The sequence below is a fragment of the Pedobacter metabolipauper genome, assembly GCF_004362715.1.
Classification (GTDB): domain Bacteria; phylum Bacteroidota; class Bacteroidia; order Sphingobacteriales; family Sphingobacteriaceae; genus Pedobacter; species Pedobacter metabolipauper.
In genome coordinates this window covers 605,060-617,719 of record NZ_SNYC01000004.1, presented here as the reverse complement: position 1 = coordinate 617,719, position 12,660 = coordinate 605,060, and the positions used below count along the sequence as shown (strand labels likewise).

The 12,660-nt window shown below is 42.9% G+C and carries 11 protein-coding genes and 1 tRNA gene; 3 read left to right on the top strand and 9 right to left on the bottom strand.

The window, feature by feature from the left end; genetic code table 11:
* Positions 1-156 precede the first annotated feature (156 nt).
* On the top strand, positions 157-708 hold the full coding sequence (locus ATK78_RS09340) for a TlpA family protein disulfide reductase (protein WP_133575819.1): 552 nt from the start codon (positions 157-159) through the stop codon (positions 706-708).
* A gap of 62 nt (positions 709-770) precedes the next feature.
* Here the strand turns inward: ATK78_RS09340 and ATK78_RS09335 are convergent, their stop codons facing one another.
* From ATK78_RS09335 to ATK78_RS09320, 4 genes are all read right to left on the bottom strand, one after another.
* Positions 771-1,553: an alpha/beta fold hydrolase gene (locus ATK78_RS09335; RefSeq protein WP_133575818.1), complete on the bottom strand. Its 783-nt coding sequence runs from the start codon at positions 1,551-1,553 to the stop codon at positions 771-773.
* Positions 1,554-1,754: 201 nt separating this feature from the next.
* Positions 1,755-1,828 (bottom strand) — tRNA-Asp (locus ATK78_RS09330).
* Positions 1,829-1,910: 82 nt separating this feature from the next.
* The gene (gene prfA, locus ATK78_RS09325) at positions 1,911-2,984 is read right to left on the bottom strand and encodes a peptide chain release factor 1 (RefSeq protein ID WP_133575817.1); all 1,074 of its coding nucleotides are present in this window, start codon (positions 2,982-2,984) and stop codon (positions 1,911-1,913) included.
* Between the two features lie 109 nt (positions 2,985-3,093).
* A complete protein-coding gene (locus tag ATK78_RS09320) occupies positions 3,094-3,858 on the bottom strand; it encodes a UDP-2,3-diacylglucosamine diphosphatase (RefSeq protein WP_133575816.1) in 765 nt (254 codons plus the stop codon).
* A gap of 130 nt (positions 3,859-3,988) precedes the next feature.
* On the opposite strand from ATK78_RS09320, the gene ATK78_RS09315 reads away from it, so the two are divergent.
* Together ATK78_RS09315 and ATK78_RS09310 are read left to right on the top strand one after the other, a co-directional pair.
* On the top strand, positions 3,989-4,999 hold the full coding sequence (locus tag ATK78_RS09315; RefSeq protein ID WP_133575815.1) for an NAD(P)/FAD-dependent oxidoreductase: 1,011 nt from the start codon (positions 3,989-3,991) through the stop codon (positions 4,997-4,999).
* Positions 5,000-5,002: 3 nt separating this feature from the next.
* Positions 5,003-5,332: a 2Fe-2S iron-sulfur cluster-binding protein gene (locus tag ATK78_RS09310; protein ID WP_133575814.1), complete on the top strand. Its 330-nt coding sequence runs from the start codon at positions 5,003-5,005 to the stop codon at positions 5,330-5,332.
* A gap of 70 nt (positions 5,333-5,402) precedes the next feature.
* On the opposite strand, the gene ATK78_RS09305 is transcribed toward ATK78_RS09310, so the two are convergent.
* The 5 genes from ATK78_RS09305 to ATK78_RS09285 all read right to left on the bottom strand — a co-directional run bounded on the left by ATK78_RS09305 (position 5,403) and on the right by ATK78_RS09285 (position 12,521).
* Positions 5,403-7,097, bottom strand: coding sequence for a S41 family peptidase (locus ATK78_RS09305; RefSeq protein WP_133575813.1), 1,695 nt, complete (start codon positions 7,095-7,097; stop codon positions 5,403-5,405).
* Between the two features lie 78 nt (positions 7,098-7,175).
* On the bottom strand, positions 7,176-7,391 hold the full coding sequence (locus tag ATK78_RS09300; RefSeq protein WP_133575812.1) for a hypothetical protein: 216 nt from the start codon (positions 7,389-7,391) through the stop codon (positions 7,176-7,178).
* A 95-nt stretch (positions 7,392-7,486) separates the two neighbouring features.
* Positions 7,487-7,930: a hypothetical protein gene (locus ATK78_RS09295; RefSeq protein ID WP_133575811.1), complete on the bottom strand. Its 444-nt coding sequence runs from the start codon at positions 7,928-7,930 to the stop codon at positions 7,487-7,489.
* A 15-nt stretch (positions 7,931-7,945) separates the two neighbouring features.
* Positions 7,946-9,439 carry a SusD/RagB family nutrient-binding outer membrane lipoprotein gene (locus ATK78_RS09290; protein ID WP_133575810.1) on the bottom strand — a complete coding sequence of 498 codons (1,494 nt, stop codon included), beginning with the start codon at positions 9,437-9,439 and terminating at the stop codon, positions 7,946-7,948.
* 13 nt (positions 9,440-9,452) lie between these two features.
* On the bottom strand, positions 9,453-12,521 hold the full coding sequence (locus tag ATK78_RS09285) for a SusC/RagA family TonB-linked outer membrane protein (protein WP_133575809.1): 3,069 nt from the start codon (positions 12,519-12,521) through the stop codon (positions 9,453-9,455).
* Between the last annotated feature and the right edge of the window lie 139 nt (positions 12,522-12,660).

The following is a 12,660-nucleotide window of genomic DNA, read 5'->3' as shown; positions in this document are numbered from 1 at the left end:
AGCGCTGATTCTACTATTGGAATGTCTTGTTTACGCATGATACTGGCAATTAAAAACCTAATTTACTTTTTTATTCAATCTTTCTAAAATAATTCCTAGTAATTTAGTAGTATTTTATTTATTTTTGAAATAACGTAAACCAACAGTAACTGCATCATGAAAAGAACAATCCTATTTCTACTTATCAGTTTATCTGTTTTCGCCGTATATGCACAGACTACGGAAAAAACCAATGCTGATGACCGTGGCTATATTGTTAAAGTGGGAGATTTGGCACCAGATAATTTTTCACTCGAGCTGACAAATGGTAAAAAGACAACACTAAAAGCATTACGAGGGAAAATTGTAGTCCTGCAGTTTACTGCAAGCTGGTGTAGTGTATGCCGGAAAGAGATGCCGTATCTGGAACGTGATGTTTGGCTTCCCAATAAAGACAAAGATCTTGTATTGATTGGTGTTGACCGGGACGAGCCTTTGGAAATCGTAAAGAAATTTCATCAGGATATGAAGATCACCTATCCATTGGCACTTGACCCCGGAGCAGATATTTTTGGGCAGTTTGCAGATAAAAAGAGTGGAGTTACGAGAAATGTGGTCATTGACCGCAACGGCCGTATTGCCTTCCTGACCCGCTTGTACGATCCTGAAGAATTCGCTACTATGAAAAAAGTAATTGGCAACCTTCTGACCAATACTTCAGCAAAGTAATTGCTGCTATCATCTCTGCGGTTTTTTTATTATCTGCGTATTTATATGATTTACACGTAGATTCAACTGCCTGCCTCATCAAGGAACTGTAGAGCTGTTGAGGTAAATGGAACCTTGGAATCATAAATTGGAACATGGTCTCCTCCAGGAATAATCCACAAGGCGGCATTCGGAATAGAGCGGTAGATGCTTACAGGAATTTCTACAGGAAAAAAGTTGTCCCGATCACCATGCACTATAAGTGTTCGGGCTGTAATGGTTGATAGACTTTGTGCGTTGAAATTCATATCGTTATAGTTTTCATGCAACGCGTTGAAAAGTCTAATGAGTTGTTGAATCTGTTCATCACCACGTTTTGCACATTCCCGATACATTTCTTTCACTTCGTAAGGCATTGTGCCGAACGAGGCTCTGCGCATAATGGTCCGAGCCTGATCGGGGAAATAGGAAGTTGCGCTGATTAATACCATTGAGTGGATGCGGTTGGGTTGCATCGTCGCCATGTGCAGTAGCACCATCCCTCCAGAACTCATTCCCATAGCCGAGAAGCGATCAATTCCCAACTTTTCAAGCAAAAGGAATACATCACTGGCCGCTTCCAGATGTGTGAACTTATGATCAGGATTTGTTGAATAACCATGGCCACGCAGATCTACAACGATCAGTCGATGGCGCTCAGAGAGCTCTGTAATAAAAGGATACCAATTCTGTACACAACCGCCAAACCCATGCAGTAAAACCAATGGGTTTCCGGCACCATATTCTTCGTAGTATATCTCAATGTTGCTGATTTGAACAGAATGCCCCTGAGTGCTTTTCTGTTTGGGAGCATATGTCTTTGTCATGGAGTGCCCTCTCTTATTAAATATATTGGCTACGGCAATAGCTGTTGTTTATCTAATACAAACTTATCATTTAATAGAAAAATGAGACAGGAAAAATTAAAATAACCACAGCTTCCCAACATTTGGTATTGCTCTTCGATTAGGGGTGGAATATGAGGTTCGAACTCAAAACAAAAAAGCCACTCGATGGAGTGGCTTTTGCGGACCGGACGGGACTCGAACCCGCGACCTCCGCCGTGACAGGGCGGCATTCTAACCAGCTGAACTACCGGTCCGTTTTTCCCGTTCGTTTCGGGATTGCAAATATAGGCTCTTTATTTAAATTTACAACATTTATTTTAAAATAAATGCAACTAGCTATATTACAGAGCCTTCTTTCATCTTCTCAGCATTCTCTGCAAACTGCAGCGCATCGATCAATTCCTGCACTCCGCCATCCATTACACCGCCCAGGTTATAAAGTGTTAAACCGATACGGTGATCGGTAACCCTTCCCTGCGGATAGTTGTAAGTTCTGATCTTCGCAGAACGGTCTCCGGTCGAAACCATCGTCTTACGTCTTGCCGCAATATCACCGTTCTTTTTCTGTAATTCAATATCATATAACTTACTCCTCAGCATCTCCATCGCAATAACCCGGTTACCAAGTTGCGAACGTTCCTGCTGGCAAACTACAACGAGCCCGGAAGGCCTGTGCGTCAATTGTACCTTAGTCTCTACCTTATTTACATTCTGTCCACCAGCACCACCAGAACGTGAAGTCTGAAGGTCAATATCAGCAGGGTTGATAAAAAGATCAATCTCTTCCGCTTCCGGTAAAACAGCTACAGATGCAGCAGAGGTATGTACACGACCCTGTGTCTCCGTATCCGGAACACGCTGAACCCGATGTACACCAGACTCGTATTTAAGCTGTCCGTATACATCTTCACCGCTAACTTTCAGAATTACCTCCTTATAACCACCGGCAGTTCCTTCAGTAAAATCAACCGTCTCCACTTTCCAGCCTTTCTGCTCAAAATAGCGGCTGTACATCCGGTAAAGATCTCCTGCAAATAAAGCAGCCTCATCACCACCAGTACCACCTCTGATCTCAAATACGGCATTCTTAGCATCTTCAGGATCAACAGGGATCAGCATCAGGCGGACTTTTTCTTCAATCTCTTCCTGCTGAACCAACAGCATGTCCAACTCTTCTTTAGCCATCTCACGCATCTCCTGGTCTTTCTCAATACTCAGGATCTCTTTATTCGCGTCAATATTGCTCATCACATTCTTGTAGATCTTATATTCCTCTACAATCTTGCCTAAATCTTTATATTCTTTATTTAAAGCCGCAAAACGCTTCATATCCTGCATCGTATCAGGATTACTCAACTGCTCTTCTACATCTTCCCAACGCAGCTTGATTGCTTCTAATTTCTCTAACATATTATTTTTTCAGAAACTTTTTAATTCATTATCAACCCAAATCAGGTAGTTATTCGGGCAGTAAAAATACGTCTTTTTCAGTTAATGGCAGTAAAAATTTACTGCCTTATCAAACCAAAACTACCTGCTCGCCCTTTTCAAAATATTTAAGGCTTAACTCATTGCCATCAAATACAGCATAGGAGTTGAAATTTATCCATTCACCAATGTTAACATACCGGCTTCCTTTGCCAAGATCCAGATCCAGCGGCAAATGACGGTGACCAAAAATAAAATAGTCATAATGTGCATTCATCAATTGCTCTTTCGCATAAACAGCCAGCCATTCATGATCAATACCATAAAAAACCTCGTCCGTATTACTGGCCAAACGGCTTCGGCCAGACCAGGCACTACCTATTCCCAATCCAATTCTTGGCGGAACCATAGAAAATAACCATTGGCAAAACGGGCTTCTAAAGATCTTGCGCAACATTTTATATTTTGAATCTCCCGGACCCAAACCGTCACCATGATGTAAAAAGAACCGTTTTCCACCGCGCTCAATCACCAGTTCATCGCTCACAATCTCTATACCTATCTCCTTGATGAAATAGTCATTAACCCACATATCATGGTTGCCCTTAAAGAAATAGATCTTAATTCCGGCATCACTCATCTCTGCCAGTTTACCCTGCAAACGGATAAAACCTTTAGGAACAACCAGCTTATATTCATACCAGAAATCAAAGACATCGCCCATTAAAAACAGTTCGCTACACGTTGGCGCTATGGAATTTAGCCAGCGTACAATACGATCCTCACGTTTACGGCTCTGCTCAAAATTTGGAACACCCAAATGGAAATCTGAAGCGAAATATATGTTCTTACTCATCAATAGTACAAAGATAAGGAAAAATATCAGCGCCTTAAACCAGTCATAAGTTCTAGGGGCTATGTAGAATATTTATAAATAACCTAATAATTAAAACAAAAGTTCGTAAATTCGCACAAATTTTAAATACATGATTTCTACTGATATAGCCATTATTGGCGCCGGACCCGTAGGTTTATTCGCAATTTTTGAAGCAGGGTTATTAAAAATGCGCTGTCATTTAGTTGATTATTTACCACAAGTGGGCGGACAGTTATCTGAAATATATCCTAAAAAACCTATATATGATATCCCCGGCTACCCTACCGTTCTGGCTCAGGAGCTGATCGATAATTTAATGGAGCAAGGCAAACCTTTTCATCCTGGCTTTACCCTCGGTGAACGGATCGAAGGTTTGGAGAAACGTGCTGAAGGTGATTTCGTATTAACAACCAATATGGGTACCGTGATCGAATCTAAAGTTGTTGTTATTGCTGGCGGATTAGGCTGCTTTGAGCCTCGTAAACCTGCTGTTACCGGTTTAGAGCAGTTCGAGAACGGAAGAGGTGTAAACTATATGATCCTTGACCCGGAACAATACCGCGGACAAAAAATGGTGATCGCCGGTGGTGGTGACTCTGCCCTGGACTGGACCATTTTCCTTGCAGACATTGTTGAAGAATTAACATTGGTTCACCGCAGCGAAAGCTTCCGCGGAGCACCAGATTCTGTAAATAAAGTAATGGCCCTTGCAGAAAGCGGAAAGATCAACCTCATACTAAACAGCAACCTGAATTCCGTATCCGGAACAGGCAAACTGGAGAATGTAGAGATCATCCACAATAAAACACTGGAAGTTTCAAATGTTGAAGCAGACCACTTAATTCCTTTGTTCGGATTAAGCCCTAAATTAGGTCCTATTGAGCAATGGAACCTGAACATCAACAAAAGCGCGATTGAAGTAAATACAGACGATTATTCTACCAATATTCCCGGTATCTACGCAATTGGTGATATCAATACTTACACCAACAAATTAAAACTGATCCTTTGTGGTTTCCATGAAGCAGCTTTAATGAGCCACAGTGCTTACCAATACATGAACCCCGGCATTAAATATACCATGAAGTACACCACGGTAAATGGTGTATCAGAATTCTAAAACATGGAAGAAAATAACATTACCCTGCACATTCAGAATGCAGACGGAAGCTTAACCTCCCTTGAAGCCCCGGTGGATATGGGGTTAAGCCTAATGGAATACTTAAAAGCCTGCGAATACGATATCCTTGCCACTTGCGGCGGAATGGCCCTGTGTGCCACCTGCTGTGTAGATGTTTTAGAAGGCGAAGACAAGCTGAACGAAATGACAGACGATGAGTATGCCATGCTGGATACCCTGCCAGATGTATTGCCAAATTCCAGACTGGCCTGCCAGCTGCAATTGAACCCGGCAATGGACGGCCTTGTTGTTAAGCTGCACCATACCGACTAACAAAGAGACCGGAGAACGGAGAACCTAAGAGTGGAGAACAGGACCATTAGGAAGCATAGGCAACAATTGCTTAATTCTCAGCAGAAGCAATCGCTTTAACAGGACTTCCTATCGTTTTATATTCACCTTCTCCCTTTAATATAGCCAGTACCCTGGTTGAATTATTTAACAGTGATTTTGCTGCAGTCAGTTCCTTATCATACTGAAACGCCTGTTGGATCTTTCCTTTTTCGTAATAATAACGACTTACAATCTGTGTTTCCAGAATTCGCTTGATCTCTGCCTTATAAGTAACCAGGTCCGTTTTCCTGGCACCAAGCATCTTCTCCTTCAAATCTTCCAGGTCTGCTTTTACCGCAGCCAGTTTATTCTCTTTTTCGGCTTCTGCACGCAGGTCAGACAACAAGCGCTCCGTACTTGATGTATAAGAATAATCTTTTCCTGCCATCGAAGAAACAAACTGGTTGTAATCTGCATCAGTTAGCTGAAAGCTTGCCGCAGGCGCAATCGCCTTGTTGTTCTTTTTATACGCATTGGCAAAATCAAAGAACAGGTTTTTAGTGACGATGGAAACCGTGATTGGGCTGGGTTTGGCATTTGTTACAAATACATCCGGATAAACCCCGTTGCCATCAAAAACATTCCGGCCCATTTTAGTATTAAACTTAGTCATCACCGAATCTGCGAATTTATGCGTAGTGCCATCTGCGTCTTTATGCGCATAATCAAGCGCCTGGATGCATCTTCCGGATGGGGTGTAGTATTTGGCTACAGTAACCTTAACCAGGCTGTTATAAGGCAGATTAAACGTTTGCTGAACCAAACCCTTACCATAACTTCTTTGCCCTACAATAATAGCTCTGTCCAGATCCTGCAAAGAGCCTGCAACAATCTCAGAGGCCGATGCAGATGAACCGCCAACCAGAACCACAAGCGGCATCTGGGGCAACAACGGCTCGCTATACGTTTTATAGGTAATTGTTTTTTGAGGATTCCTGCCCTTTTGCGTTACTACAAGCACATCCTTATTCACAAAAAGATTAACAATCTTTACGGCCTCCTGTAAAATACCACCACCATTATATCTTAGATCGAGGATCATCCCCTTTGGCTGCTGCTTGCTCAACGCCACAGCAGCATCTTTAACCTCCTGGGCAGAGTTCTCTAAAAACTTATCCAGCCGGATGTAGGCAAAATGATCATCTGTCATTCCCGAATAAGAAACATTAGGCTGTTTAATTTCATCACGGATCAGTTTCTTAGTCAGAACAGCACCATCCCGGATGATGACCAGGTCAACAGAAGAACCACGTGGTCCGCGAAGCAGCTGGCTAACCTGTGCCCTGTCTTTGCCTTTCACTTCATTCTCATTTATCTTTACCAGCTGATCACCAGGTTTTATACCCTGTTTATCGGCAGGATAACCTTCGCTTACCTCATTTACATACAGCTTACCTTCCAAAAAAAGAGTAGTTGCACCAATACCACCGTACTGGGTACTTACATATTTGAGTTTGTAATCTTCAATTTCAGATTCGGGAATGTATTCGGTATAAGGATCCAGGTTCCCCAGCATGGCATCAATACCATTCCGCATCATTTCTGACGGGTTTGTATCCTCCACATAGTTAATGCTAACCTCTTTGTATAGAGAAGCGAATATATCCATGTTCTTAGATACCTGGAAAAGATCTTCTTTGAAAGACCAGGTTAAAGTAGTAAAAGCGATTAGTAAAAAAGCGGCACCCAGTTTATATCTTTTCATCGTTCACGAATCTGTTGAAAAGTAAACTTAAAAAAAATTGCGTTTAAAAGCAATTAAACAAGGTCTCAGTTTTATTACTTATAACCTGTTGCCATCAGCGTCAGCAAGTGCTTTTTTGATCGTAAATTCAACGTAATCGCGGTCTCTTTTTACCAATCCCATAAGTTGTTCTACCAACTGGTCTTCCTGACCGGGCGCAAAAGAAAGATTCACCTGTGCAAGGTCGCGGTATTTCCTAAGAAATTTGATTTTAACCTTTTGCCAGGTTTCAGGAGTAAGAGTAAAACTTGCCATGAATGTATGCTTTGCTTGCAAAAGTAGGAAAAATGCGAATATAAAACAGCTTAAAGGCATCTTAATCTTTTAAGACGCCTTTAAGCACTGCACCATCACTTAATCAGATAAGTAAAAGTCCTGTCTTTTGTTAGCCCGTTCACATTCACAACCCTTCCCCTAAAAACAACAGACGTTCCGGAAGCAGGGGCAGAAGGCACTATATAATTGTAGATCAGCGTATCGCAGCCCTTCGATGCAGAGAAAGCAGGTGCATAATCCGACTTTGAGATCAGCACAGAATCTGCCGTCCCAAGCTTCTCATAGAACTGGATCTCTTTAATGGGATCAGTCTTCACAAAATTAAACTCAATCTTTAATGCAGTTCCCTTAACGAAACCCCCTGTTGGAACAGAGGGGGTCACAAAATTGGTGTTCGCAAAGATGACTGGGAAACGATTGTCAGAAAGCTTCTCGTAAATTGGATCTTCAGTACGGTCGCAAGCACAAAGCACACTTGCAAACAACAATACCAGGTATAAAACGGTTATCTTTTTCATAGCAATTCGAATTAGTTAAGGTTGGTTCCACCATAGTGGTTTAAGTAAATAATCAGGTGCATTGGCACCTTGTTTTTCAACTTCTGCAGGGTTCAGCTGGATCTCTGTCAGCGGATATAACGTTCGCCTTGGATACAGGTTCTTTGCATTTGGATTCGCCCCTACCGGATAGTAAAACCCAGTATAGATAGTTGGATCATAATCCAGTTTCCGCATATCTGCCCAACTCTCCGGATTCATAAACAAGGCAATGTATTTCTGCTCCATGATATTTTTAAGCGTTAAGGCAGCCGCACTTTGTGCAACAGCTGGCGAAGCAATATACAGGTCTCTGGCTGCGGCAGCTACACCAATCTTATCCATATGTGCCCTGATCCCGGCAATATAAGCGGCATAGGCCCGATCCCTTGTCGCCGCACCGGCCCTAAAGGCAGCCTCCGCTTCAATAAACCGCACTTCGGCGTTAGTCAACACCGGCAAAACACCCAAATCCAGACCATACCAGCTGGTATAAAAATCAGAAACGATCCCAGTTCCAAGTGCCTGTGCATTATTTGCTCCAGGTTGTGTACCGGTACTTCCGGCAGCGGCCATAATAGGAAACCTCGGATCATCGGGTAACGCCTCATTACCAAGCAGGTTTTTTCCATTCAGCATCTCAATAAAATAACGCCCGTAGGTTAAGGCAGACATATTATTACGAGTAGGCCCTAAAACATTGGTAGAGTTTAACACCGTACTGGTAACCGCCTGGTATTGCAACTGTGCATCTTCCGTGTTAGATGTTATTCCCTTATCAATTAAGGTCAGGATCGCATTGCCATCGTACGATGCTTTTTTAGTCAGGTGATTGGCTTGCCTCGCCTTAATAGAATAGGCCAGTTTGATCCAGCTGGCCGTAACCCCTTTGTATAGAATGTCACCGCTTATACTGGGCGTTGTGATATAAAAGGCCCGGCTGTTACTGCTTGCAGGTTTTTGAAGTTCAACAACACCCTCGTCTAAAAGCTGGTTGACCGCTTTATAAATATCCTCCTGACTATCATACTTCGGAGAAATGGTCAGTGCAGGCTGAAAGGCCTCAGAATATGGAATATCACCCAGCAAATCAGTGGCATGGGCCAGGATCATGGCATACATGATTTTTCCGGCACCTACATAATACGGAGAACCTTCTTGCTGTGCAATACTGATCATCGGACCGATGTTGGCTCCAACAATCTGATAGGTATCCTGGAAAGGACGCACATTGGCAGCCAGAAAATATTGTTCTACCCCACTGTTAGGCGCAGCCCGCCTTCCTATATTCTGCGTTAGCAGACCGGTAAGCTGGTAAGACTCATAACCCTGCATGGCCAGACCATTGGCGATGATGCTCGGCAGTAAAAAATTAGGCGTAGTTTCTGTCGGGTTGTTTGGATCGGTATTTACATCCAAAAAACCCTTTTCACAGGATGAGATCCCTAAAAGTGAAATAACAGCTGCTGTATATATTATAAATTTCTTCATGATCTTCTATTAACTAAAATCCAACTTTTAAACCCAAATCAAAACCTCTGCGACTAGGCACACCACCATAATCCAAACCGGCAGATCCGCCACCGCGAACACCTGCACCAGAAACACCAACCTCAGGATCAATTCCGGAATAGTTGGTAAACAGAACCAGGTTACGGCCAGTTATAAACAGGTTTACATTGGAAAATACCTTCGGCAAATACTTTTTATTCAGCGTATAATTAAGCGTGACCGTGCGCAGACGGATCCAGGAACCATCTTCAATAAAAGCAGTACCTACTGCAGCAAGGTTATTTTCATAATATCCCTGGGTAAGCTCCACCGCTTTTGTATTTGTGCTAAAGCTTCCGTCAGCATTTTGAACAACCCCTTCAAACACAACTTGTTTACCGCGTTCTTCAGTTTGCTTGCTTAAACCGCTCCGAACCAATTCCCATTCATTGCCATTGATCACATCACCACCCTTACGGATATCAATCAGGAAACTCAATTCGGCATTCTTATACCGGAAGGAATTGTTCAATCCCAGGGTGAATTTTGGTGCGCGGTCGCCGCCATAAGAAAATAAGGTATTAAAAGTAGGGTAACCATTCGCATCAATAATGATCCTGCCCTGCGGATCCCGGATGTAATCCGTTGCACTGATCGAGGTTAACGACTTGCCCGGATAAGAAGCGCCCTCCGCAACATTGATGATCGAAGCATCCGAATTTCTTAAAATGGTTAAAGGGAATGGCAGTGCCAGTACCTCATTTAAATTCCGGGCAAAGTTAAAGTTCACATCCCAGGTAAAATCTTTGGTCTGAACAGGGGTTCCGGATAACATCAGCTCAATACCTTTGTTCTGAACAGATCCGCCATTGATATATTGAAGGATAAATCCGGTAGCCTGGCTAACCCGCGGTGCAATGATCTGGTCAATGGTCTTATCACTGTACAGGGTAGCATCCAGCCGGATCCTGTTTTTTAAGAACTGTAAATCTAAGCCAACTTCATAAGATCTCCTGGTTTCAGGCATCAGTTCCGGATTATTGCCAAAAAAGCCATAACGGAAACCTCCCCCAATAAATGTATTGGCCTGCAAAGGAGATTCAATTCGGTATGGAGCAGTATCCTTACCCACATCGGCATAAGAAAGCCGGATCTTTCCATAGGTCAGCCAGCTATCACTCTCCAGTTTAAGCGTCTTTGTAAATTCATAACCTATACTAACAGATGGATAAAAGAAGGACCTGTTCTTGGTTGGTAGCGTAGACGACCAGTCATTACGTCCAGTAATGTTCAAAAATATGGTCTTTTTCCAGTCGGCATTGAAACTTCCAAAAGCACCAATGATCCTTTTGGTAGAATTACGCTGAACAAGACTTCGGTTAACAGTATTGTTGATACTGATAAAATCAGGATTCTGAAAGATCAGGCCCAGATAATCTACCGTAGAGAATTTAGTTTGATCAATTGCATTACCCAATATTAAAGACGTGCTGAAATCACCAAAGGTTTTTTCAGCGGTAAGGATCAGATTGGAGGTAATACTCTGAAAAGAGTTCACCGTATGGCCTATTCCACCATTCTGGTTATTGGGCAGAGAAGTACCAACCGCACGAACACTTTGGTTCCGCTCCGTATAAAAGTCAGTCCCCAGGGTATAATTAAGCCTCAACCAGTCCAATGGCTTATACTCTGCACCTGCAGTTCCCAAAAAACGGTCGTTCGAATCTGTTTGCGGATTCCGGTCTATCGTAAAATAAGGGTTGTCAATATCACCGGTTACACTGGCCAGCAGTCTTCTCCGGTTACCATCCGGACTTAAGTAGTCCTTCATGTTGTCATTTTTAGGCCAGTTGAAGATACTCACCAGGAATCCTCCCGTACCGCCAAATAAACCAGGGCCCTGTAATGGCCGTCTTCCGGTGCTCCTTAAGTAATTGGCAGATCCGGTAACCGAGAATTTATCACTTGCTATGGCACTACCAGCCAGCCGCACAGATGTTTTGCCATATTCCGTTTTAGGAACAACCCCCGTTTGGTCTGCATGAGAAGCAGAAAAACGAAAGGTATACTTTTCCGATCCGCCAGAAACACTTAGGTTATGCGTTTGCGATTTACCGGTAATAAAGAAGTCGCCTAAGTTGTCATAGATCGTTTCACCAGGCAGAAACTGAGAACCGTAAGAGTCCCTGCTTGTTGCTGCAAAAATACCAGCCGTACCTTGTTTATAGGTCGATTGGGTTTCAGGCAGCCGCATTACATTGTCCCAGGAAAACAAGTTGTTATATACCACGCTGGTAGATCCGGTCTTCCCTTTTTTAGTGGTAATGATGATTGCACCATTACCTGCCTTAACGCCATATAAAGCTGCAGCAGCCGGACCTTTTAAAACAGTGACACTTTCTATATCTTCGGGGTTAATGTCAGATGCCCGGTTAGCGGTACCTAAACTCCTTCCCAAGACCCCGTTAAAAGCACTCCCTGCACCAGGCGAGGTCGACTCCACAAAAGAACTGTTATCCAGCGCAACGCCATCCACAACAAACAACGGCTGATTGTCGCCATCCAATGATGTTCCCCCTCTTAGTATAATACTGGCACCCTCTCCCGGTCCGCCACCAGAACTGGTAATCACAGCCCCTGCAATCTTTCCCTGCAAGGCATTCACAATATTCTGCTGCCTGGATTCTTCAATATCCTTTGATTTAACATTTTGAAAAGCATAGTTGATGGATTTCCGGTCCTGAGCAATATTAAACGCGGTGACCACAACCTCATTAAGTGACTTATTATCAGCAATCAGGGAAACATTAATTGCAGTTGATGCAGCAACCGCTTTCTCTTGTGGAAGATAACCGATGTAACTAAAGATTAACACTGCTCCGGGATTTACCTGGATGGAATAACCCCCATCAGCCCTGGTTTGGACGACCGTTGTTGTGCCTTTTATTTTTATGGAAACCCCTGGAAGTGGCCCTCCGTCATCGGAGGCCGTTACCCTTCCGGTAACCGTGGTTTGTTGGGCTATGGCTTGGATTGCCAGGAGAAAAATGCCCAAAAAAAGAGTAAGTAGTCTTTTTTTCATAAATACAAAAATTTGATTAGAACTAAAGTTTATTCTTTTTATACCCGATTTAAACACGCAAATCCATGCAAAAAATCATCGTACTAGTAAATATAATAAATGAAATCTACTAATTATTCAAAATTATAAACTATTTATT